Consider the following 22951-nt stretch of genomic DNA (forward strand, 5'->3'; position numbering starts at 1 on the left):
GCGTGGAAACGCGACGCGGCCCGGCCCGCTTTTTTGTGAAGTTGCTGAGCGGTGGCATAGCGGGAGCCGTCCGGGCGCGTCCTCAAGGGCGTGGGGAGGGGACACAGGGCCCGCTCCCGGGTGAAGAGAAGGTGGCGATGGATGCCGAAGCGCAGGAGAGTTTCCGGGAGTTCGTGGCGAACCGGTCGCCCGCACTGCTGAAGACCGCGGTCCTGCTGAGTGGCGGCGACCGGCACGCGGGCGAGGACCTGCTGCAGAACGCGCTGATCAAGGCGGCGGGCCGCTGGCACCGCATCGACGAACCCGAGGCGTACGTACGGCAGATCCTCTACCGGCAGCAGATCGGCCGCTGGCGGCTGAAACGGCGCGGGCGTGAACTCAGCGTGGCCGAGCCGCCGGAACCCGGTGCGGACGGGGACACCGCCTCGGCCGACGTGGAGCTGCGCCTGCTGATGCGGGGTGCGCTGGCCCGGTTGACCGCGCGCCAGCGGACCACGCTGGTGCTGCGCTACTTCGAGGACCTGCCCGAGGCCGAGGTGGCCCGCATCCTCGGCTGCTCGGTGGGCACCGTACGGTCCACCACCCACCGTTCCCTGGCCCGGCTGCGCGCTCTCGCGCCCGAACTGCGCTCCCTGGGCCCGTCCGAGGACGAGCGACGGCCGTCCGGTGACTACTCGCCCGTGGAGGTGCGGTCGTGAACGTCGACGAACTCGTGCGTGACGCGTTGCGTGAACAGGCGGCGGAACTGACGGCGCCCGGACCGGGATTCGCCGACCGGGTGCTGGCGGCACGACGGCGGCGCCGGGTCCGCGGGCTCGCCACCGTGGCCGCCGCGACGGCGGCCGTCGTCGCGGTCGCCGTCGGCGTGCCACTGCTGGACACGGGGAAGGAGGACGTCCGTCCCGCCTCCGTCCTGGACGGGAGGGGTGTCTCCGCGCACCCGGACCAGTCGCCGCCGCGCGATCTGATCGCGGCCGGCCGGTCCGTGCTGGCCGCCTACTACAGGGCGGAAGCCGTGGCCAGGTCGGCCGACGAAGGGGTGCTGACCCGCACCTACTGGCTGCTCGACCCGGAGACCGGGACGTACGGGAAGGACGACCGGTGGTCGTTCGTCGCCGTGGCGCCCGGTGCGCGTACCGCGGCCGTGCTGGAGCGGAAGCTGCCCGCCCGGCGGATCGGCATCCTGGACCTGGCCACGGGCCGGGTCGACCGGTGGATCACCACCGACCGCGGGGTCGGCGGCCTCGCCTACTCGCACGACGGGGGCAGGCTCGTCGCCACGACCTATGGTGAGCACCCCGATCTGCTGGAGCGGACGGAGGGTTCCTCCGGGGCCGTGGCCTGGCTGCCGCCGTTCGACGGCGACTCCTCCCGGAGCGGCTTCTACGTCCTGGACGTGGCCGACGGCCGGGGCGACTGGAGCCCGGTCGCGGCCCGCCCGGACATCAACGGACGGCAGGACTTCGCGTTCTCCCGGGACGGCCGGCTCGTGTACTCGCAGGTCATCGGGGGCAAGGACGGGCTGCAGCAGTTCCACGACCTCGCCGGGAACACGGTTCCCGCGCCCGCGAACGAACGGCACCTGCGGTCCGACGTCTCCGCGCGGCTGTCCCCCGACGGCAAGCTGGCCGCGCTGGGTCTGACGGCCGAGGCCAAGGACACGTCCTGGTCCTCGATCCGCGATCCACGCACGGGCGAGGAGGTCACCCGGGTGCGCGGGGCGCAGCTGCTCGCCTGGGTGGACGACCGGCGGCTGATCGCCTGGGAAAGAGCTCCCGGGTCAAAGGAGTACCGGCCGCGGCTGGTCCTGGTCACCATCGGCAGCGAGAAGGCCGTGCCGCTCAGCGGGGTGCGTGAGCCGGGCGAGGCCTTCGAGACGGTGGAGTGGGAGCCGGTCTTCGCCGAGCGCCGTTCCTAGCCGAGCCCGGTCAGGTTCTCGTACACCGCTCTGAGCCCGTCGGCCGTCTTCCGGCCGGCGGGCCTCAGCGGTGGGCGGAGCGGGCCCGCGGGGAGGTTCAGGGTGGTGAGGAGGGCCTTCGCGGTGACCGTGCCGGGGAGGCCGTCCGCCATCATCGCCTCGATGAGGGGGGTCACCCGCTGCTGGAGGTGTGCCGCGCGGGTGGTGTCGCCCGCGTCGAAGGCGTCCAGGACGGCGCGGATGTGGGCCGGGACCACGTTGGCGACCGTGCTGACGCAGCCGGCGCCGCCGACGGCGTAGAGGGCCAGGTTGTGTTCGTCGCAGCCCGCGTAGTACGCGAGGCCGGTGCGGGACATGACCTTCTGGGCGGCCAGGAAGTCGTACGAGCAGTCCTTGACCGCCCGGATGCGGGGGTGTTCCGCCAGGCGGAGGAGGGTGTCCGGTTCGATGCGGACTCCGGTGCGGGACGGGATGTCGTACAGGGCGAGGGGGAGGTCCGTCGACTCCGCGACGTCGAGGAAGTGGGCCTCGATCGCGTCCTGCGGGGGTCTGCTGTAGTACGGGGCCACCACCAGCAGGGCGTCCGCGCCGGCCTTTTCCGCCGCACGGGCCAGCTCCGCGGTGTGGCGGGTGTCGGGAGTGCCGATGCCCGCGACGATCGTCGCCCGGGCGCCGACGGCCTGGCGTACCGCCTTGACGAGGGACGACTTCTCCGCGTCGGTGGTGGTGGGGGACTCGCCCGTGGTGCCGGAGAGGACCAGGCCGTCGCAGCCGTGGGTGACCAGGTGGTCGGCCAGGTGCTGGGCGCCGTCCAGGTCGAGTGTGCCGGCGGGGGTGAACGGGGTGATCATCGCACACAGGGTGCGGCCGAGGGGTGGGGTCCTGGGGGTCATGGGGGTAGTGTCCGCCGATGGGTTGTGAAGGTCTACTTAAATGTCGTGTCCGGTATGAGTAAGCGTTGCTTTATGGATAGCGCCGGGGCGGTGGGGGTACTCGGGTTTCCCGACCCGAGAGGAGGCGCATCGTGACCGGAACCATCGAGCGACGGCCGGTTCGCGACGAGCACAGCGTGGGCGAGCTCGTCGGGCAGGCCACCGAGCAGATCTCCCGGCTGGCACGGCAGGAAGTGGCGCTCGCCAAGGAGGAGCTGGCGGAGAAGGGGCGTCGTGCGGGGCGCGGCGGCGGGATGCTGGGTGCGGCCGGGGCGTTCGGCTATGCGGGACTGCTCGCGCTCGCCGGTACGGGTGTCGCCGCGCTGGACCTGGTGCTGCCGCTGTGGGCGGCGGCGCTCATCGTGACGGGGCTGCTGTTCGCCATCGCCGGTGTGCTCGCTCTTGCCGGTCGTGGGCAGCTGCGCCGGGCCACGCCGCCCAAGCCCGAGCGGACCTTGGGCAGTGTGAAGGCCGATGTCGAGGAGATCAAGGGAAGGGCGCACCGATGACGCACGACGTGAGGCGCGCGGGGTCCCGGGCGGGGGCCCATGTGGATGCGGACGCGGAGGCGGCTGCGCCGGGGCGCGGGGCCAAGGGGCCGGACGAACTGCGGCGGCAGATCGAGCAGACGCGGCATGAACTCGGCGACACCGTCGAGGAGTTGGCCGGAAAGATGGATGTCAAGGCGCGGGCACGGGCGCGGGCCGACGATCTCCGGGACCGGGCCGGGGCGATGACCGTGCAGATGCGGAGCAGCGCGGCACACGCCGGGGAGGTCGGGGCGCGGTACCGGAAGCCGGCGGTGATCGCCGGTGCGGTGGTCGCGGTCGTCGTGGGTGCGGTGATGGTGCGGCGCCATCGCTGCTGAGGTGCCCGCGCCCCCGCGGTGCGGCGTTCCGCCGAGCGGGTGCGCGCGGCGCCTTCGATCCGGTGGGGCGGGGCGGGGTGGCCGCCCTCGGTCCGGCGCGCGATCGGGCGTTCGCATGTGCCCGAGTCGACGCGCCGGCCGCTGCGGGCGGGTACCCCCGTCCCGCCCTCTCGCCGCCGTGGGCGGCCTCTCGCTACGGGCGGAAGCGCAGTACCTGCGGGTCGTGGTCGCTGATCTGGTCGTGGAACTCCGCGTTGATGTGCACGCTGTCGTACGCGAAGCCGCCGCGGCGGATGGACGGGCTGATCAGGATCTGGTCCAGGGTCTGGCTGTTGCCCTGGTAGACGTACGAGTAGCGCTCCGACTTCGGGAGGGACTTGATCGCCGACCAGAGGGTGCCCTCACCTTCGAGCAGTTCGGTGGTCCGCGAGAACTCGAAGTCGTTGATGTCGCCCAGGACCACCACATCGGCGTTCTTCTGGGTCTTGAGGATCTTCGCCGTGAAGTCGTGGACCGCCTCGGCCTGGAGGTGGCGCTGGGTCTCCGAACCGCGGGACGGGGGCTGGTACTGGGCGGTCAGGCCCTGGTCGCCCCCCTTCGACGCGAAGTGGTTGGCGATGACGACGACCGTGCGGCCCCGGAAGGTGAACTCGCCGGCGAGCGGCTTGCGGCTGTTGTCGAAGGCCTCGGAGGCCGGGTCGATCCGGCCGGGGGAGAGCGTCAGGGCCGCCTTGCCGCGGATCTTCGTGACGTCGGTGGCGGTCGTGGCGTCGCCGCCCGGACGGTCGGTGAAGGAGACCCGGGCGGGGTTGAAGAGGAAGGCCTGGCGGATGTTGCCGCCGGGTTCGCCGCCGTCCTGCTTGTCGGCGGGGTCGACGGAGCGCCAGTCGTAGCGGGGGCCGCCCGCCGCCTCGATGGCGTCGATCAGCCTGGTCATCGTCAGGTCGGCGGCGACCGTGCCGTCGTCGGTGGCGCCGTTGTTGTCCTGGATCTCCTCCAAGGACACGATGTCGGGGGACCGGAGGTTGTTCACGATCGCGGCGGCGTGGGCGGCGAAGGTGTCGTCGGCGGGGTCGAGGTTCTCGACGTTGTAGGTGGCGACGGCCAGTTCGGTGCCGTGCTGCTCGCGGGTCGTCTCACGCCGGAGACCCCCGCTCTCGAGGGTGCCCAGCTCGTTGGCCACGAGGGTGTAGCCGCCGTACTGGTTGTAGTCCAGGGGACCCGTGGTGGCGCCGGTGAGGGTGTCGCCGACGTTCGCGTCGGGGAACTCGGACGCCTTGCCCAGCGACTGGATCTGGAGGCGGCCGGTGTTCTGGGCGTCGTAGGAGCCGTAGACCGTGCCGCCCCGGCGGTTGCGGTGCTCGTACGGCTTCACCGTGACCCAGAGTTCGGTGTACGGGTCGGTGGCGCCCACCACCCGGGTGTCGGAGACCCGGACGTTCATGCCCTCCAGGGACTCATAGAGGTCCAGGGCGTACGCGGCGGGGCGCAGGGGGAGCGCGTTGATCGAGCCGTTCGGCTCGGGGGTGTAGGCGGCGGGAACGGAGTGGGCGTCGATGGTGGTGGCGGCCGGGAGCGGGTTGCCGCTGGAGACGACTGTGAAGGCCGGACGGGTGATCTGCGTCAGGGACTGGTTGCCCGAGGACGCGCCTCCTGGGACGTACTCGGATATCGTGCCCGAGACCGTGACGGCGTCGCCCACGGAGACACCCTTGGGGGTGGAGCTCGTGAAGACGAAGACGCCCTCGCTGGTGGCCGGGTCGGCGTCCGGGGCGGGGTCCTGGATCCAGAAGCCGCGGGACGAGCCGTAGGTGCGGACGCCGGTGACGATTCCGGCCACGTCCGTGACCTGCTTGCCCGCCAGCGGTGAGGTGCGGGTGTCGCCCTGGACGTCATGGATGCGCACCGTGTCGGCGTGCGCGGGTGACGTGAGGACGACGGTGGATGCCGCGGAACACACGGCGGCGACGGTGAGCGCGGCGAGGCGCGCGGACGACTTGCTCGGCAACGGACTTCCTCCGGGAAACGTGTGACCCGCCCATTTCTACGCGCGTCAATCTCCAGCCGAGCCGGGCCACTTGTCAAGGTTTCAGCCATGTACGGCGGCTGAAGGGGAGATGAAGCGGGTGGCATGGGTGGAAATCCGTCTAGGCTGAGCGGCTGAGTCGTTAACGGGCCGAGGAGAAACAGCCGATGTCAGACAGCTCCATCCTGCCGCCTGCGCGGCTGCGTCCCGAAGCGGAGCTGGCGCGCGACGCCCTGTCCACCCCGCTGCTCTCCCGGGCCGCCGGGCTCGCCCGCTGGGCAGGGCCGGACACCAGGGTCGACGCCGGGGGCGGCCTCGTCGACGAGCAGGTGCCGGCGGCTGCCGCGGAGCTGGGCCTGACCGGGGAGGACGCCGCGGCCGACGCCAGTGAGGCCTGGCGCGTCGCCGTGGACGCCGGGCTCGTCGAGGTGGTCGACGAGGAGGAGGGGACCGTCGCCGCGGGGGACGCTCTGGCGCTGCTCACCGGCGGTTCGCCGCAGGACGTGCTCGAGGTGTGGCTCGCGGCCCTGGAGACGGTGATCGGTGACGCGAGCGTTCCGGACCTGGGCGGGCTGGTCGACGCCATCGCCGAGGGCGAGGAGTCCGGGGAGTTCGATCTCGACGCGCTGGACTGGGATCCGGAGGCCGAGGCGGAGTTCCTGGACGGGGTGCTCGGCAATCTCTACCTGCTGACCGTGGGCGGGGAGGGCGTCGACGGGGCGATGGTGCCGTTGCCCGGGCTGGCCGCGTCGGTGATCGTGCCCGGTGACATGGCCGAGCCCACCAACGACGTCCTGGAGCAGGTGTCCGACGCGATGATGCGGTTGGACGACCGGTTCCGCATGCTGGAGCCGGTCGGGCTCGTGGAGTACCGGCCGGTGGACGAGGCGCTGATGACCGACGAGGAGCCCGCCGGGCCGGTCGACGACACCGACGTCTCCCGTTACGGCATGGTGCGGCTGACCCCGCTCGGGCTGTACGGACTGCGCGCCCGGCTGCTGGAGGCCGGGTTCGAGGCGCCGGCCGTGGGCGACCTCGTGGACAAGGGCGCGGACGCGCTGCTCGACGGTACGGCCCTCTTCCCGCCGGCCGCCGCCCACGCGGAGACCGAGCGGTGGCTGGACCGGCGTGAACCGCTGCGGGCCGCACGCGAGTTGCTGGCGGCGGCACGCGGGGCGGACCAGGGTGCGCCGCTGCGGCGGCTGCGGTGCCAGCAGGCGCTGTCGCTGGTCGGCGCGGCGGCGGAGCCCGCGCTGCGGGAGGTGCTGGACGATCCCGAACTCGGCGGACTGGCCCGGGTGTGGCTGGCCGAGCACGGGGCGACCGACGTACCGCCGCCGTCCGAGGCCCTGATCTTCTGGCTGACCGTCGACACGGTCGCCGCCCAGCTCGCCGCCGAGGGCAACTCCGAGGAACTGCGCTCCCTGGTGGAGGGGCTGGCGCGGCAGCACAGCGGCTTCTTCGACACGGCCTGGCGGGTGGAGCATCCGGCCACCGCCGACGTGCTGGAGGCCATGGGGCGGCTGCACCCCGACAAGCGGATCGCGAAGGAGGCACGGAAGGCGGCGTTCAAGGCCCGGTCGCAGCACGGGGGCTGAGCTCCTCGACGGGACCCGTGCGGTTCACGGAAGGGAGAACCCCCGTGACCCTCGGTGTTCAACCGGCGTTCAGGCGCGGGCGGGAGCGTGGCGGGCGCACGGGGTTCGCCACCCTCCACGGCCCAGCCACGTCACAGGAGACAGCATGTCGCTCACCCGCAGGGACTTCGCCAGAACGTCCGCGATCGCCGGCGCCGGTGTCGCGCTGACGGGCAGCGTGGCCGCCCTCGCCTCCGCGCCCAACGCCCTTGCGACCGCCGACGCCGAGAGCACGGACGAGGGCACCGAGGAAGCGGCGGGGCGGCACGGCGGGGTCGGGTACGGGCCGCTGCTCGCCGACCCGGACGGACTCCTCGCCCTGCCCGCGGGGTTCACCTACCGCGTCCTCACCCACACCGGCAGGACCCGGCTGGAGTCGGGCGAGTTCACGCCCGCCGAGCACGACGGCACGGCCGCCTTCCCCGGCCCGCGCGGCAGCACCCTCCTGGTCAACAACCACGAGATGGACGGCCCGCGCGACGAGGCCGAGTTCCCGGTCCCGCTCACCGAGGGCCTCGTCTACGACCCGGCCGCACCCGGCGGCTGCACGGTCGTCGAGGTCCGCCCCGACGGCGGCGTCGCCGAATGGGTCGGCATCGCCGGCACCGCCAACAACTGCGCCGGCGGCAGCACCCCCTGGGGCACCTGGCTCACCTGCGAGGAGAACTCCGACCGGGCCGGCGAGAACGGCATGACCAAGGACCACGGCTACGTCTTCGAGGTCGACCCCGCCGACCGGCGCGCCAACCGCGACCCCAAGCCGCTGAAGTTCTTCGGCCGTTACGACCACGAGGCCGTCGTCATCGACACCAAGCGCGGCCACGCCTACCTCACCGAGGACGCCGACGAGCCCAACGGCCTCTTCTACCGCTGGACCCCGCCGGAGGGCTTCCGCTACGGTCCCGGCGCCCTCCGCAGGCTCGCCGACGACGCCGGCGTCCTCCAGGCACCCAAGTGCTACGACTCCGGCGGCCGGTACGTCGACGACCTCTCCCGCGCCACGAGGACCGGCACGGTGTACGGCGTCGACTGGGTGGACGTACCCGACCGCGACGCGCGGACCGTCGACGTGCGCGAGCAGTTCGGGGACGGAGAGGTCACCCGCGCCCGCAAGCTGGAGGGCATGTGGTGGGGCGACGGCGGGGCGTACATCGTCTCCTCCTACGCCCGCGAGGAGAGCCCCGTGCAGCACGACGGCCAGGTCTGGTTCTACGACCCCAGGCGCCGCACGCTGACCCTGAAGGTCCTGCTCGGCGTCAACCGGAATCCGGCGAAGGACGGCGCCTTCGACGGCCCGGACAACATCACCGTCTCGCCGTACGGCGGTCTGATCATCGCCGAGGACGGCGAGGGCGTGCAGCACCTGTTCGGCGCCACCGACAGCGGACGCACCTACCCCATCGCCCGCAACGAACTGAACATCGGCACCGAGGACGAGCCGGAGTTCAGCGAATTCACCGGCGTCACCTTCTCGCCCGACGGGAAGACCCTGTACGCCAACATCCAGGAACCCGGCATCATGCTCGCCATCACCGGCCCGTGGAAGCGGCAGAAGCGCCGGTGACCGATTCGCTCGCCCGGAGCACGACCCGGTGAAGGGCCGCTCCGGTCCGGGACCCTCCCCGCTGCCCGCTCGGTAGGGTACGGGGAGGGTCCCGGGGTGAGGAGTGGGTGATGGCGCAGGTCAGGTCCATGCGCGCGGACGCCCGCCGCAATCGGGAGCTGCTGCTGGAGGCCGCGGTGGAGGCGTTCGCCGCGCACGGTGAGGGTGCCTCGCTCGACGACATCGCCAAGCGGGCGGGCGTCGGGTCCGGCACGCTCTACCGGCACTTCCCGACCCGTCGGGCGCTGCTGGAGGCCGCGTACGTCGACCGCATCGAGTCGATCGCGGCGCGGGCCGGCGAACTGGCCGAGCGGCTGCCGCCGGGCGAGGCGCTGGTGGAATGGCTGAACGAACTCGGCGCCGGGATGCTCCGGATCCGGGGGCTGCGGGCGCTGCTGGGTGCCGCCGTCGGGGACGGCGGCACGGAGTGCTGCGATCCGCTGAAGAGCGCGGTGGACCGGCTGGTCGGGGCGGCGTGGGAGGCGGGCGTCCTGCGGCGGGACGTCGGGTCCGTCGATGTGCTGCGGCTGGCCCACGGCGTGGCGACGGCCTCGGAGCTGGCGGGCGGGGAGGGCACGCAGATCCGCCGCTACCTGGGGTTGCTGATGGACGGGCTGCGGGCGTAGGGCCTGTCCGGGCGCCCCTGGGCGGGGGACGCCCGACGGCTCGTCCGAGTGGCTACAGTGCCTGGCCGGCCGGCTTCACCATCCCCCGCACCGTGCGGGACTTCACGAAGTCGCCCATCGCGGTCATCTCCCACTCGCCGGAGAACTGGCGGATCAGCTTCGCCATCATCACGCCCGTCTGCGGTTCGGCGCTGGTGAGGTCGAAGCGGACCAGCTCCTCGCCCGTGGTGGCGTCCATGAGGCGGCAGTAGGCCTTGGCGACCTCGGTGAACTTCTGGCCGGAGAAGGAGTTGACCGTGAAGACCAGGCCGGAGACCTCCTGGGGGAGGCGTCCGAGGTCCACGGTGATCACCTCGTCGTCCCCGCCGCCCTCGCCGGTGAGGTTGTCGCCGGAGTGCTTGATCGCGCCGTTCACGATCTGCAGCTTGCCGAAGTAGCAGCTGTCGATGTGGTTGCGCTGCGGGCCGTAGGCGATGACCGAGGCGTCCAGGTCGATGTCCTTGCCGCGGTAGGCCGGCTCCCAGCCGAGGCCCATCTTGACCTGGGAGAGCAGCGGGCGGCCGCCCTTCATCAGGGAGACGGTCTGGTTCTTCTGGAGGCTGACCCGGCCCTTGTCGAGGTTGATCTTCCCGGTGCCGGGGGCGGCGGCGGGCGGAGCCGGGGGCATGGCGGGGGCGGGGGGCGCCTGCGGCGCGGACACCGGCGGGGCGGGCGGCGGAGTGACCGGCTGGGTGGCGGGCGCGGCGGGCGCGGCGGGTTCCTCGACGGTGACGCCGAAGTCGGTGGCGATGCCGGCCAGGCCGTTCGCGTAGCCCTGGCCGACCGCTCGGGCCTTCCAGGCGCCGTTGCGCAGATAGATCTCGACGATCACGAGGGCCGTCTCGGTGCCGAGGCGCGGGGGAGTGAACGTGGCCAGGACCGCGTTGTCGTCCGCGCCGCGGATGGTGGCGGTCGGTTCGATGCCCTGGAAGGTCTGACCGGCGGCGTCGGGGCTCGCGGTGACGACGATCTTCTCGATGCCGGGCGGGACGGCCGCGGTGTCGATCGTGATGGCGTCGGGGGCGGTGCCACCGCCGGAGCGGTGGGTCACACCGGGGCCGACGGGCTGGTTGTAGAAGATGAAGTCGTCGTCGGAGCGCACCTTGCCGTCGGCGGTGAGCAGCAGGCCCGATACGTCGAGCCGCACCGGAGCGGCGACGTCCACCGTCACGCGGGCGGTGGGGAGAGGGATGTTCGAGCCGGGGGTCATAGCTGTCATGCCCGGTGAACGAGCGGGACCGTTTTGCCGTTCCCTTACCTGTGGCCCGTTTGGCGCAGTCGGTTTTCGGCCGGGCTCAGCGGCGGTTGCGGGGGTGGTCACGGGCGGTTCGTTCGTTGCCGCGTTTGTAGTTCCCCGTCCAGCGGGCCATGACGAACTGGGGGTCGGGGGCGGTGGTGACCTCGGTGAGGAAGCGGGCGGCCCGGTCGCCGTGGAGGGTGGTCGCCGGGCGGTTGTGACGAGTGATGCGGACGGTGCCGGTGGCGTGGGCCTCGTAGACGAAGCCGCTCGGTCCGGGCATGCGGGAATGGTACGGGGGCGGGGCGGGGAGCCCCAGAGGTTTTCGCCCCCCGCCGCCCCTGTCCGTCCCCTTCCGGGGCTCCGCCCCGGACCCCCGCTCCTCAAACGCCGGAGGGACTGAAGCCGGCCTGTCCGGCGCTCGAGGACGAGGCCCGTCCCGTGCCGAGGGGGCCCGGGGGACGGGAACGGGCAGGGCGGCGGGGGCGAAAAACGCCTACGGCACCACCACGATCTTCCGGCCCACGCCCGCCGCGAACTGGTCCAGGGCCTGGGGGTACTGGTCGAGAGGCAGACGGTCGCTGATGAAGACGTCCGGGTCCAGGACGCCGTTCGCGAAGAGCTCCGCCGCCCGCTCGTAGCTGTGCAGGACGGCCATCGAGCCGGTGATGGTGATCTCCTGGTTGTAGATCCGGTACGGATCGATCGTCACCCGCGTCGCGTAGTCGGCGACCCCGAACTGCAGGAACGTACCGGCCTTGGCCACCCGGTCCAGGCCGTCCTGGATCGCGGCCGCGTTGCCCGTCGCGTCGATGACGAGGTCCCAGCCCTGGGGGCGGTCGAGTTCGTCCGGGTTCGCCGCCGACGCGGAGACCCCCAGCCGCCGCGCCGTCTCCAGCCGCGCCGGGTTCAGGTCCACCATGTCCACACTCGCCGCACCGGTCCGCTTCGCCAGCTCCAGCATCATCAGGCCCATGGTCCCGGACCCGTAGATCAGCACGTGCGCGCCGAGCCGCGACTGCAGCACGTCGTAGCCGCGCACCGCGCACGACAGGGGCTCGATCAGCGCCGCGTCCTGGGTGCGGACGTGCTCGGGGAGCTTCACGCAGTTCGCCACCGGCGCCACCGCGTACTGTGCCGCGCCGCCCGCCGTGGTGACGCCGATCGCCGCCCAGCGTTCGCAGAGGTTGTTGTGGCCGTTGCGGCAGTAGCGGCACTCGTGGCAGTACAGGGAGGGGTCGACCGCGACCCGGTCGCCGAGCGACACCTCCGTGACCTGGGAGCCGATCCCGACCACCTCGCCGGCGAACTCGTGTCCGGGCACGATCGGCAGCTTCGGCGCGAACTCGCCCTGGAGGATGTGCAGGTCCGTGCCGCACAGCCCGCACGCGGCGACCTCGACGACGACGTCGCGCGGCCCCGGCGTCGGGTCCGGGACCTCGGTGACGACGGCCTTGCCCACGGACTCGATGACGGCGGCCTTCATTTCACGGCTCCCAACGACAGGCCCTGGACCAGTTTGTCCTGGGCGGCGAACCCCGCGGCGAGCACCGGCAGGGAGATGACGAGCGACGCGGCGCACACCTTGGCCAGGAACAGGCCCTGGCTGGTGATGAAGCCGGTCAGGAAGACGGGGGCGGTCTCGGCGACCACGCCCGTCAGGACCCGGGCGAACAGCAGCTCGTTCCAGCTGAAGATGAAGCAGATGAGGGAGGTGGCGGCGATGCCGGGGAGCGCGATGGGCGCGACGACCCGGGTCAGGACGGTCGGCAGCTTCGCGCCGTCCACCCGTGCCGCCTCGATGATCGCGACCGGGACCTCGGCGAGGAAGGACTGCATCATCCACACCGCGATCGGCAGGTTCATCGAGGTGTAGAGGATGACCAGCAGCCAGATGTTGTCCAGCATGTCCGTGTTCTTGGCGAACAGGTAGATCGGCAGCAGGCCCGCCACCACCGGCAGCATCTTGGTGGAGAGGAAGAAGAACAGGACGTCCGTCCACTTCTTCACCGGGCGGATGGACAGGGCGTAGGCCGCGGGGAGGGCCAGCAGCAGGACCAGGAGCGTCGAGGTGACGGACGCGACCATGGAGTTGATCAGGGACGGCCAGGGGCTCGCGCCGCCGCCCGCGCCGAAGAACTCGCGGTAGCCGTCGAGGGTGAGGGCGGCCCCGAAGGACGGGGGATTGGTGGCGGCGTCCGCCTCGGAGTGGAAGGACGTCAGGGCCATCCAGGCGATGGGCAGGAAGAACACGATGCCGGCCAGCCAGGCGACCAGGCCGAGGCCCGCTCCGCTCCGGAACCGGCCGCTGGTGCGTACGGCGACGTTGCTCATGCGCGGGACGCCTCCTCACGGAACAGGGACGACACCACGCGCAGGGCGAGGGTCGCGATGACGAGCGAGCCGATGACGACCAGGACGCCGGCCGCCGAGGCGAGGCCGTTCTCGTGAGCCTGGTAGAAGGTCTGGTAGACGGTGTAGGGCAGGTTCGCGGTGCCCAGGCCGCCGGACGTGATCGTGAAGACCGCGTCGAAGTTCTGCACGATGTAGATCGACCCGAGCAGGGCGCCCAGTTCGAGGTAGCGGCGCAGGTGGGGCAGGGTCAGGTAGCGGAAGATCTGCCAGTTGCTCGCCCCGTCCACCCGGGCGGCCTCCATCTGCTGCTGGTCCCTGCTCTGCAGGCCGGCCAGCAGGATCAGCATCATGAACGGGGTCCACTGCCACACCAGCGCGGCCTCGACGGCGAGCAGCGGCGTGTCGGAGATCCAGTCGGGCTGGGGACCGCCCACGTAGTGCAACAGGCCGTTGAGGAGGCCGTACTCGGGGTTGTAGAGGACGTGCTTCCACAGCAGCGCCGCCGCCACCGGGACCACCAGGAACGGGGCGATGAGCAGGGTGCGCACGATGCCCCGGCCGCGGAACTTCCGGTCCAGCAGGAGGGCGAGGAGCAGTCCGAGGACGAGGCTGGCCAGCACGACCGCCACCGTCAGCAGGATCGTCGTCCACACCGACTTGCGCAGGGCCTCGTCGGTGAGGACCTCCTGGTAGTTCTCGAAGCCGGCGAAGTGCCGGGCGTCGGGGTAGAGGGCGTTCCAGTCGAAGAAGGAGATCACCAGCGTCGCCACGAAGGGCAGCTGGGTGACCGCGATCATGAAGATCAGGGCGGGCAGCAGCGGGGCCCGGGTGGCCCAGGCACGCAGCCGCGCGGAGGGCCGGTGAGGAGCCGGTCGTGTCTCTGGTGCGGCCACGGGGGCCGTCGTCGTGGCGGTCATCGTCCCTCGTACTCCTCGGCGATCTCTTCTGCGAGCTGCTGGGACTTCTTCAGGGCCGCGTCGACGGACTGGCGTCCGGCGATGGCCGCGCTGATCTCCTGGGAGACCTTCAGGCCGAGGTCGGTGAACTCGGGGATGCCGACGAACTGGATGCCGGGCGCGGGGCGCGGCTGCACGCCGGGGTCGTCGGGCCTGGCCTGTTCGATGGCTTCCTTGGTCATCTCCTGGAACGCGGCGGCCTCGGCACGGTAGTCCGGGTTGGCGTAGGTGGAGGCGCGCTTGCCGGCCGGGACGTTGGACCAGCCGAACTCGTCGCCGACCAGCTGCTCGTACTCCTTGCTGGAGGCCCAGGAGACGAACTTCCAGGCGTTGCCGGGGTTGCGGGAGGCGTCCTGGATGCCCCAGGCCCAGGTGTAGAGCCAGCCGGAGGACTCCGTCTTCTCGACCGGCGCCGGGGCGTAGCCGAGCTTGCCCTTCACGGGGGACTTGTCCGCCTCCAGGGCGCCGGCCGCGGAGGTGGCGTCGTACCACATGGCGACCTTGCCCTGGGTCATGTTGTTCAGGCACTCGGCGAAGCCGGCCTGGGGCGCGCCGGCCTCACCGTGCTCGCGGACCAGGCCGACGTAGAACTCCACCGCCTCCTTCCACTCGGGGGAGTCGAGGCGGGCCTTCCAGTCCTTGTCGAACCAGGTGCCGCCGAAGGTGTTGACCACCGTGGTCAGCGGGGCCATGACCTCGCCCCAGCCGGGCAGGCCGCGCAGGCAGATGCCCTTCATGCCCGGTTCGGCGCCGTCGAGCTCGGCGGCGAGGTCGGCCACCTGCCGCCAGGTGGGGGCGTCGGGCATGGTCAGGCCCTCCTTCTCGAAGATGTCCTTGCGGTACATCAGGAAGGAGGACTCGCCGTAGAAGGGCTGGCCGTAGAGCTTGCCGTCGTCGCCGGTGAGGGACTGGCGCATCGGCTTGAGGACGTCCTGCTCGTCGTAGGCGGCGTCCTTGCCCACGTAGGAGTCCATCTCCTTCAGCCAGCCGTTGCGGGCGTAGATGGGGATCTCGTAGTTGGACAGCGTGGCCACGTCGTACTGGCCGGCCTGGTTGGCGAAGTCCTGGCTGATCTTGTCGCGGACGTCGTTCTCCGGCAGCACGGTGAAGTTCACCTTGATGCCGGTGTCCTTGGTGAAGTGGTCCGCGGTCAGCTTCTGCAGCTCGACCATCTGCGGGTTGTTGACCATCAGGACGTTGATGGAGTCACCGCCGGATCCGGCCCCGCCCGCCCCGACCCAGCAGCCGGAGAGCAGCGGGGCGAGTAGCGTCCCTGCGGCGACCGCGGCGAGTGTGGCTCGCGGCCTCCGTCGGCTCTGGGTTCGCATGGATCGCTCCTGGACATATAGGGGTATAACGGGCGTCGCCTGGTAGGGGTAGGCCCGATGGGGACGTAAAACAGTGTGCTGAGCTGATCTTTTTCAGACCCGGATGACCTGCGGCCCCAGCAGGGAGTAGCGATGGGCCTCGGACGCCGGGAGCAGGGTGCTCGTGACGATCGCCTCCAGCGCGCCGACCTCGGCGAACCGGCAGAAGCTGACCGCCCCGAACTTGGTGTGGACGCCGGCGAACACCACGCGGCGGGAGGCCCGCACCGCCTGCGCCTTGACCTCGCTGACCGCCGGGTCGGGCGTGGTCAGTCCGTGTTCGCGGGAGATCCCGTTGGCGCCGATGAACGCCAGGTCGACGACGAAACCGGAGAGCATCTTCGTCGTCCAGTGGTCGACGGTGGCGAGGGTTCCGGAGCGGACCCGGCCGCCGAGCAGCAGGACGGACGCGGTGCCGGTCTCCGCGAGCGCGCCCGCGACCGGCAGGGAGGCGGTGACCACGGTGAGCGGCCGGTCGGTGGGCAGGGCCTCGGCGATGAGCTGCGGGGTGAAGCCCTCGTCGACGAAGACCGTCTCGGCGTCCCCGAGCAGCTCGGCCGCGGCGGCCGCGACCCTGCGCTTCTCGGGGACGTGGCTGGTGGCGCGGAAGGCGAGCGTCGTCTCGAAGCCGGCGCTCTCCACGGGATAGGCGCCGCCGTGGGTGCGGCGCACCAGACCGTGGTCCTCCAGGGCGCGCAGATCCCGCCGTACGGTCTCCTTGGCCACGCCCAGTTCGGCGGCGAGCGCGCTGACGTCGACCGAACCGGTGGTGCGCGCCACCCGTACGATCTCCCGCTGGCGCTCTTCGGCCGTCCTGTTGCTCATGGCCGGACACCCGCTTCCTGATCTCGCTGCCCGTTCGGGCCCGGTGGGACCCATGCAGGAAGTTTTACAGCGGGCTTTCGATGCTGACCAGGTCTGTTGCGGGCCCGTTCCTGCCCGGTTGTGCCCGTTCGGCTCGTCCCGTACCCGGCTCGGACCTGGGAGGGCGCGGTCGAACGGGTGGGAGCGGGCAGCACGGATGCCCGCATGCGGCGGCGGGCGGGCCCGTTCGGTGCCCGCCCGCCGTGGGATGCGTCGATTTTCCGTCTGTTTCCGTCCGGGTCCCGCCGTCAGTACGGCCAGACGGGCGGGTCGGTGACGAAGTGGCCGCCCAGACGGGCGTGCGCCGGGTTGTCCGGGTCCAGCTCGCCCTGTTCGGCGATCAGCTTCTCGGCGTACGGCTCGGAGTCGTCCTGCGGGTCGTAGCCGAGCGCCCGCGCGGAGGTGAGGTCCCACCACAGCCGGGTGTTGGCGGAGGAGCCGTGGACGACGGTGTGGCCGACGTTCTCGGCGGTCAGGGCGGCGTGGAAGAGGCGGGCGCCGTCGGCAGGGCTCATCCACACCGAGAGCATGCGCACGCTGGTCGGCTCGGGGAAGCAGGAGCCGATGCGCACGGAGACGGTCTGCAGGCCGTGCTTGTCCCAGTAGAGCTGGGCGAGGTCCTCGCCGAAGCACTTGGACAGGCCGTAGAAGGTGTCCGGGCGGCGCGGGGTGTCGACCGGGATGAGGGGGTCGTCGCCCTGCGGGCGCGGGGTGTAGCCGACGGCGTGGTTGGAGGAGGCGAAGACGATGCGGCCGACGCCCTCCTCGCGGGCGGCCTCGTACAGGTTGTACGTGCCCTCGATGTTGGCCTTCAGGATCTTCTCGAACGGGGCTTCCAGGGAGATGCCGGCCAGGTGGACGATCGCGTCGACGCCGCGGACCGCCTCGCGCACGGCGTCCTTGTCGGCGAGGTCCGCGACGATCGCGTCCGGTTCGCCGTCGATGGGGCGCAGGTCGAGCAGGCGCAACTCGTAGCCGTGGTCCGGGAGCAGGCCCCGCATCAGCGTGCCGAGGCCGCCGGCGGCGCCGGTGAGCAGAACGGTGCGGGGAGCGGGCATCCTCGGGTCTCCTTGCATGGTCGGCCGTGCCGCCCGTACATATGAGTCCATATATATGGATGCACGGCATTCATATTCATGGACACGCTAAGGAGGCGGGACGTGACGCGTCAAGTATTCCGCGACTTCCTGTGGAGCGAAAGAATTCGCTGGTGTGTGACGAGTTGCAGTGCTTGACCGGGGTCCCGGGGGGTCTTAGCGTGAACATGTTCAGAGGTATGGACGCGAATCAGGAATATGGACCTGGGAGAGCTTGTGACGTCAGCCCCTCTCACCGCCCGACTCGGTGTCCCCAGCGGGCCGCTGTTCTTCCCGGTCACCGCCTACGGACCCGACGGCTCCGTCGATCTCGACACCTACCGGCTCCATGTGCGGCGCGGGGTGGAGGCCGGTGCCGCCGCCGTGTTCGCCTGCTGCGGCACCGGTGAGTTCCACGCGCTGACGCCGGAGGAGTTCGAGCTGTGCGTGACGGCGGCCGTGGAGGCCGCCGACGGGCGCGTCCCGGTCGTCGCGGGCGCCGGCTACGGCACCGCGCTCGCGGTCCGCTACGCCCGCCTCGCCGAGCGCGCCGGGGCCGACGGGCTGCTCGTGATGCCGCCGTACCTGGTGCGGGCCGCGCAGGAGGGACTGCTGCGGCACTACCGGCAGGTGGCCGCCGCGACCTCCCTGCCGGTGATCGTCTACCAGCGCGACAACGCCGTCTTCACCCCCGAGAGCGTCGTCGGACTGGCCCGCACGGAGGGGATCGTCGGCTTCAAGGACGGTCTCGGCGACCTCGGCCTGATGCAGCGGATCGTCAGCGCCGTACGCGTCGAAGGCCCCGGTGACTTCCTGTACTTCAACGGGCTGCCGACCGCCGAGCTGACCCAGCCCGCCTACGGCGGCATCGGCATCACCCTCTACTCGTCCGCGGCGTTCTGCTTCGCGCCCGAGATCGCCCTCGCCTGCCACACGGCCTTCCGCACCGGCGACACGGCCACCGCGCACCGCCTGATCGACGGCTTCTACCGGCCGTTCGTCGAACTGCGCGCCCGGGGCCGCGGCTACGCCGTCTCCCTCGTCAAGGCCGGCGTACGCCTGCGCGGCCTCGACGTGGGGGAGGTGCGGCCGCCGCTGCACGAACCGGCCGGGGACCATGTCAAGCAGCTCGCTCGGCTGATCGAGCGGGGACACGCGCTGCTCGAGGAGGACAAGTGAAGGCGTCGGCGTTCGTCTATCCCTGGGACGTCAACGGGGACCCGGAGGCACCCGCGCGGATCGCCGCGCTCGGCACGGCGCAGGTGACGCTCGCCTCCGCCTACCACTCCACGCGCGCGCTGACCCCCCGCCACCCGCGCCACCGCGTCGTCACCGCCGAGTACGCGGCCGTGCTGTACCCGGCGGGGGACCACTGGTCCGGCCGCGCCCCGCGCCCGTACCCGGCCGGGGACTGGGCGCCCGGTGACGCCTTCGGCGAGGCCGCCGCCGCGCTCGCGGACGCGGGCCTTCAGGTGCACACGTGGGTGGTGCTCGCGCACAACTCCCGCCTCGGCGCGGAGCATCCGGACACCTCGGTGGTCAACGCCTACGGCGACCGCTACCCCTGGGCGCCGTGCATCGCCCGGCCCGACACGCGCGCGTACCTGACCGACCTGGCCGCCGAGGCGGCGGTACGGCCCGGGGCGCGCGGCACCGAGCTGGAGTCCCTCGGCTGGTACGGACTGGCCCATCTGCACGCCCACGACAAGACCGCCGGGGTCGGGCTCGGGGACGCCGGGCAGTACCTGATGTCCCTGTGCTTCTGCCCGTCCTGCCGCGAGGGCTACGGCACCCGGGGCCTGGACGCCGACGAACTCGCCGCCGCCGTACGCGCCGCGCTGGAACCGGTGTGGCGGGGGGCGCCCTCCGACGGGGGCTGGACGGGCGTCGGAAAACTCCTCGGCGAGGAAACGGCGAACGCCACCCGCGCGTGGCGCGACGAGACGGCCCGCACGCTCCAGGAGGCCGCGGTCACCGCCGTACGGCAGGCCGCCCCCGAGGGCTTCCAGGTCCTGCTGCACGCGGACCCGGTGTCCTACCACTGCGGCGCCAACGCCGGTGTCGACCCGGCCCACATCCTCTCCGTCGCCGACGGAGTGGTCGTGCCGTGCACCGGAGGCGCCGGGCTGCTGACCCCGTTCGCCCGGGAGGCCGGCGCGGACACCGTCCTCGCCGCCAACTTCACCGTCGTCTCCGGAATGGGCGGCAGCCCCGGCACCCTCGCCGCGGACGCGGCCGAGGCCCGCCGCCTGGGCGCCACGGAACTGCGCCTGTACCACGCGGGGCTGGCGTCGGACGGGGACCTGGAGGCGGTGCGGTCGGCGCTGGCCGGGCTCTGAGGCGCCGGGGGCGTGACGGTGCGAGGGCTGGGCCGGGGGTGTGTGGCGCAGCCCGGCGTTTGCGGGGTGCCTCCCCCACTCTCGGCTCCGCTCGAGCGGGAGGTACCCCACCGCCCACCCGTGCCGCCCCAGCGGCACGATTGCCCGCAGCAGCGGCGGCGCGGTTGCCCGCAGCGGCGGCGGCGCGGTTGGTCGCAGTTGTGTCATGCCGGGGTGGGGTTCGGCCGGTGGGTGAGGAGTGTTGCCGCCGTTGCCGTCAGGGCGCAGCCGAGGGCGGCCAGAAGCAGGCGGTGGTCGAGGAGTTCGACCAGGGCCGCGCCCGCCGCCAGGCCGAGCACGTTCGGCGTGTACACCAGGGTGTTGGCGGTGCCGGTGACCCGCCCCAGCAACGGGCCTGGGGTCTCGTGCTGCACGGCGGTGAGCGTGGCGATCAGTACGGCGGGCAGCCCCGCGCCGATCGCCGCGCTGCACGCCCACGCCAGCGGGTCGTCCGGCACCGCGCGCAGCGCCACCGCGACGGCCAGCAGGGCGATGCCGTACGCCGCGAAGCGCCGTTCGCCGAGGCGCCGCAGGGCGGGACCGGAGAGCAGGCCGACGAGCACCGATCCCGCGCCCTGGACGGCGTACAGCACACCGGCGTACGCGGGGGAGTGACCGAGGGCGTCGACCACGGCGTAGACCAGCGCCCCGCTCAGGCCCGCGCACAGCATCGAGGCACCGCCCGCCAGCACCAGCGGGCGCAGTACCGGGTGCGCCCACAGAAAACGGGCGCCTTCCACGGTCCGTTCACGACGTCCGCCCCTTGGCGGCTCGGGCCGGTCCTCCCGTACCCGCAGAAACGCGTACACGACCGTGGCGAGCAGGAAGGTGGCCGAGTCCAGGACGGCGACGCCCGCCCCGCCGTACGCCGCGTAGAGGCCCGCTCCGGCCAGCGGCGCCAGCAGCTTCGTGCCCTCGCCGACGGTCGTCCGCAGGCCGTTGAAGTCGCCGAGCAGGGAGCGGTCCACGGCGGTGGCGATCAGCGCCGACTCGGCCGCGTCGTGGACGACGCCCGCCGCGCCGTACACGAACAGCACCGCGTACAACAGCCACAGTCCGCGCGGTGAGTCGACGGCGCAGAGGGTGAGCAGGAGGCCCGCCATGAGCAGGCTCGCGGTGATCAGCAGCGGTCTGCGGCGGAACCGGTCGGCCAGGGTGCCCAGCAGCGGGCCGGCCAGGGTGGGGGCCCACATCGCCAGCAGGCACAGGGCCGCGAGGCCGTCCGAGCCGGTGAGGTCCTTCACCCACACACCGGAGGCCAGCCACAGCGCGGAGGTGCCGAAGCCGGAGATCACCACCGAGGTGAGACAGAGACCCGAGTTGCGGTCCCGCAGCACGCGGGCCGCCGTCCATGTCGTCGTCATGCCTGCTCATCGTGGGCATAAGGACCCTCCGTGGGGATCGGGCAGGTGCCTTAGAAGGAGGGCCGCCGAGCGATGAGTTCCACGGGGCCGGCCGGTCTACCTCCCAGGACCACCGTCAAGAGGAGCAACCCGATGACCGACACCACGCTCGACCTCGGACCGCAGACCCGGATCGTGGCGCGCCTCGCCGAGGCCGTCACGGACGAGCGGCTGGAGGACGGGACACCCTGTCCGCAGTACGCCGTACGCAACATGCTGGGCCACCTCCTCGGACTGGCCGTGGCCTTCCGGGACGCGGGCCGCAAGGACCTGGGCGTCACCACGGACACCGACCCGGGAGCCGTCCTGCCGGACATCGGCCCCGGCTGGCGCGAGGAACTGCCCAAGGTGCTCGACGAGCTCGCCGAGGTCTGGCGGGATCCGGCGGCCTGGACCGGCACGACCCGCGCGGGTGGCGTGGACCTGCCGGGCGAGGTCGCCGGCGCCGTCGTCACCGACGAGCTGGTGATCCACGGCTGGGACCTGGCCCGCGCGACCGGACAGCCGTACGAGCCCGACCCCGCCGCCCTGGAGGCCACGCACACCTCCCTTCTGGCCGCCGCCGAGGACCCCGACCGGGGCGACGGCATCTTCGGCCCCGTCGTCCCCGTCCCGTCCGACGCCCCGCTCCTGGACCGGACGGTCGGCCTCAGCGGCCGGGACCCGGAATGGACGAGGCCTGCATGAAGACGAGGCCGGCATGAAGACGAGGCCCGTACACGACCGAGGCCCGCACAAAAGCCGGCGCGAGGGCCGGGGAGCCCCCCTTAGCCTCCCCGCATGACTTCCGATCTCACGCTCACCGTTCTCGGCACCGCCTCCCCGCACCCCGCCCCGGACCGCCCCGCATCCGGACACCTCCTGCGCGGCGGGGGTGCCGAGGTGTGGGTCGACGCGGGGTTCGGGACATTCGCCGAGTTGCGGAGGCACACGGATCCCGCGCGGCTCGACGCCATCTGGATCTCCCATCTGCACGCCGACCACAGCGCCGATCTGCTCGCGGCCGTGTACGGCCTCGCGTATGGCGGGCTCACCCCACCCGCACCGATCCCGGTCCACGCGCCCGCTGGCTGCGCACAGAGACTGGCCGGGTTCCTCGGGCGTCCGAACACCGGCTTCCTCGACGGCGTCTTCGACTTCCGGCCGCTGTACGACGGGCAGGTCGTCCGTCACGGCGGTCTGACCCTCACCTCCACCGCCGTCGTCCACGACGTCGAGGCCTACGGGCTGCGCGCCGAGTGCGCGGGACGCGTCCTCGCCTACTCCGGGGACAGCGGACCGTGCGCCGCCCTCACCGGACTCGCCCGCGACGCCGACCTGTTCCTCTGCGAGGCGGACATCGACGAGCATCGCGAAAGCGAACGAGTTCACCTGACGCCCGAGGACGCCGGTGGCATCGCCCGGCGGGCGGGCGTGCGCGAACTCCTCGTCACCCATGTCGGCCCCACGCTCACCCCCGAGGCGGCGACCGCCCGGGCCGCCTCCGCCTTCGGCGGACCCACCGCCACCGCCCGGGAGGGCCGCACGCACGCCGTGTGAGGCAACGGCAAGTTCCTTTGTCGGAACCATTGACGAAACTCTGGGCCACTCCTACGGTCATCGGCGTCGTACTTCGTACGTCATATATGAGACGCGATACGCGAGATCCCATACACGAGATCCGATA

22 protein-coding genes are annotated in these 22951 nt (G+C 72.1%); 11 read left to right on the top strand and 11 right to left on the bottom strand.

Annotation, left to right across the window (positions count from 1 at the left end; all coding sequences use genetic code 11):
- Positions 1-137 precede the first annotated feature (137 nt).
- A complete protein-coding gene (locus tag ACFXAE_RS29240; RefSeq protein WP_384720218.1) occupies positions 138-698 on the top strand; it encodes a SigE family RNA polymerase sigma factor in 561 nt (186 codons plus the stop codon).
- The gene (locus tag ACFXAE_RS29245) at positions 695-1918 is read left to right on the top strand and encodes a WD40 repeat domain-containing protein (protein WP_384720221.1); all 1224 of its coding nucleotides are present in this window, start codon (positions 695-697) and stop codon (positions 1916-1918) included. Before ACFXAE_RS29240 ends, ACFXAE_RS29245 begins: the two co-directional genes overlap by 4 nt.
- On the opposite strand, the gene dapA is transcribed toward ACFXAE_RS29245, so the two are convergent.
- Positions 1915-2811 (bottom strand): 4-hydroxy-tetrahydrodipicolinate synthase, encoded by an 897-nt coding sequence (dapA, locus tag ACFXAE_RS29250; RefSeq protein ID WP_384720224.1) that lies wholly within the window; start codon positions 2809-2811, stop codon positions 1915-1917. The genes ACFXAE_RS29245 and dapA overlap by 4 nt on opposite strands.
- Positions 2812-2942: 131 nt before the next feature.
- On the opposite strand from dapA, the gene ACFXAE_RS29255 reads away from it, so the two are divergent.
- Together ACFXAE_RS29255 and ACFXAE_RS29260 are read left to right on the top strand one after the other, a co-directional pair.
- Positions 2943-3359, top strand: coding sequence for a phage holin family protein (locus tag ACFXAE_RS29255; protein ID WP_384720227.1), 417 nt, complete (start codon positions 2943-2945; stop codon positions 3357-3359).
- A complete protein-coding gene (locus ACFXAE_RS29260; RefSeq protein ID WP_384720229.1) occupies positions 3356-3718 on the top strand; it encodes a DUF3618 domain-containing protein in 363 nt (120 codons plus the stop codon). Before ACFXAE_RS29255 ends, ACFXAE_RS29260 begins: the two co-directional genes overlap by 4 nt.
- A gap of 193 nt (positions 3719-3911) precedes the next feature.
- Here the strand turns inward: ACFXAE_RS29260 and ACFXAE_RS29265 are convergent, their stop codons facing one another.
- Positions 3912-5726 carry an endonuclease/exonuclease/phosphatase family protein gene (locus ACFXAE_RS29265; RefSeq protein ID WP_384720232.1) on the bottom strand — a complete coding sequence of 605 codons (1815 nt, stop codon included), beginning with the start codon at positions 5724-5726 and terminating at the stop codon, positions 3912-3914.
- A gap of 185 nt (positions 5727-5911) precedes the next feature.
- Between ACFXAE_RS29265 and ACFXAE_RS29270 the strand changes: the two genes are divergently transcribed.
- From ACFXAE_RS29270 to ACFXAE_RS29280, 3 genes are all read left to right on the top strand, one after another.
- Positions 5912-7342: a hypothetical protein gene (locus ACFXAE_RS29270; protein WP_384720235.1), complete on the top strand. Its 1431-nt coding sequence runs from the start codon at positions 5912-5914 to the stop codon at positions 7340-7342.
- A 145-nt stretch (positions 7343-7487) separates the two neighbouring features.
- Entirely contained in the window at positions 7488-8945 is a 1458-nt protein-coding gene (locus ACFXAE_RS29275; protein WP_384720238.1) for an alkaline phosphatase PhoX, read from the top strand.
- A 110-nt stretch (positions 8946-9055) separates the two neighbouring features.
- Positions 9056-9610, top strand: a complete 555-nt coding sequence (locus ACFXAE_RS29280; protein WP_384720241.1) for a TetR/AcrR family transcriptional regulator — start codon at positions 9056-9058, stop codon at positions 9608-9610.
- Between the two features lie 52 nt (positions 9611-9662).
- On the opposite strand, the gene ACFXAE_RS29285 is transcribed toward ACFXAE_RS29280, so the two are convergent.
- From ACFXAE_RS29285 to ACFXAE_RS29320, 8 genes are all read right to left on the bottom strand, one after another.
- On the bottom strand, positions 9663-10859 hold the full coding sequence (locus ACFXAE_RS29285) for a TerD family protein (protein ID WP_384720349.1): 1197 nt from the start codon (positions 10857-10859) through the stop codon (positions 9663-9665).
- An 85-nt stretch (positions 10860-10944) separates the two neighbouring features.
- Complete coding sequence (locus ACFXAE_RS29290) at positions 10945-11169, bottom strand: hypothetical protein (protein WP_384720244.1); 225 nt, start codon at positions 11167-11169, stop codon at positions 10945-10947.
- Between the two features lie 213 nt (positions 11170-11382).
- Entirely contained in the window at positions 11383-12372 is a 990-nt protein-coding gene (locus ACFXAE_RS29295) for a zinc-dependent alcohol dehydrogenase family protein (protein WP_384720247.1), read from the bottom strand.
- Positions 12369-13220 (bottom strand): carbohydrate ABC transporter permease, encoded by an 852-nt coding sequence (locus ACFXAE_RS29300; RefSeq protein WP_384720250.1) that lies wholly within the window; start codon positions 13218-13220, stop codon positions 12369-12371. Before ACFXAE_RS29300 ends, ACFXAE_RS29295 begins: the two co-directional genes overlap by 4 nt.
- Positions 13217-14158 carry a carbohydrate ABC transporter permease gene (locus tag ACFXAE_RS29305; protein ID WP_384720253.1) on the bottom strand — a complete coding sequence of 314 codons (942 nt, stop codon included), beginning with the start codon at positions 14156-14158 and terminating at the stop codon, positions 13217-13219. Before ACFXAE_RS29305 ends, ACFXAE_RS29300 begins: the two co-directional genes overlap by 4 nt.
- Positions 14155-15525, bottom strand: coding sequence for an ABC transporter substrate-binding protein (locus tag ACFXAE_RS29310; protein WP_384720256.1), 1371 nt, complete (start codon positions 15523-15525; stop codon positions 14155-14157). Before ACFXAE_RS29310 ends, ACFXAE_RS29305 begins: the two co-directional genes overlap by 4 nt.
- A gap of 93 nt (positions 15526-15618) precedes the next feature.
- Positions 15619-16389, bottom strand: coding sequence for a DeoR/GlpR family DNA-binding transcription regulator (locus ACFXAE_RS29315; RefSeq protein ID WP_384720259.1), 771 nt, complete (start codon positions 16387-16389; stop codon positions 15619-15621).
- 287 nt (positions 16390-16676) lie between these two features.
- Positions 16677-17486: an NAD-dependent epimerase/dehydratase family protein gene (locus ACFXAE_RS29320; RefSeq protein WP_384720262.1), complete on the bottom strand. Its 810-nt coding sequence runs from the start codon at positions 17484-17486 to the stop codon at positions 16677-16679.
- Positions 17487-17723: 237 nt separating this feature from the next.
- On the opposite strand from ACFXAE_RS29320, the gene ACFXAE_RS29325 reads away from it, so the two are divergent.
- Positions 17724-18683: a 5-dehydro-4-deoxyglucarate dehydratase gene (locus tag ACFXAE_RS29325; protein ID WP_384720265.1), complete on the top strand. Its 960-nt coding sequence runs from the start codon at positions 17724-17726 to the stop codon at positions 18681-18683.
- Positions 18680-19843, top strand: a complete 1164-nt coding sequence (locus ACFXAE_RS29330; protein ID WP_384720268.1) for a hypothetical protein — start codon at positions 18680-18682, stop codon at positions 19841-19843. Before ACFXAE_RS29325 ends, ACFXAE_RS29330 begins: the two co-directional genes overlap by 4 nt.
- A gap of 203 nt (positions 19844-20046) precedes the next feature.
- Here ACFXAE_RS29330 and ACFXAE_RS29335 read toward each other — a convergent pair whose 3' ends face one another.
- On the bottom strand, positions 20047-21246 hold the full coding sequence (locus tag ACFXAE_RS29335) for an MFS transporter (RefSeq protein ID WP_384720271.1): 1200 nt from the start codon (positions 21244-21246) through the stop codon (positions 20047-20049).
- Positions 21247-21378: 132 nt separating this feature from the next.
- Between ACFXAE_RS29335 and ACFXAE_RS29340 the strand changes: the two genes are divergently transcribed.
- Together ACFXAE_RS29340 and ACFXAE_RS29345 are read left to right on the top strand one after the other, a co-directional pair.
- Entirely contained in the window at positions 21379-21972 is a 594-nt protein-coding gene (locus ACFXAE_RS29340; protein WP_384720274.1) for a TIGR03086 family metal-binding protein, read from the top strand.
- A 93-nt stretch (positions 21973-22065) separates the two neighbouring features.
- Positions 22066-22824, top strand: coding sequence for an MBL fold metallo-hydrolase (locus ACFXAE_RS29345; protein WP_384720277.1), 759 nt, complete (start codon positions 22066-22068; stop codon positions 22822-22824).
- Positions 22825-22951: the final 127 nt, after the last annotated feature.

It is taken from the genome of Streptomyces sp. NPDC059454 (genome assembly GCF_042749965.1).
Taxonomy (GTDB): Bacteria; Actinomycetota; Actinomycetes; order Streptomycetales; family Streptomycetaceae; genus Streptomyces.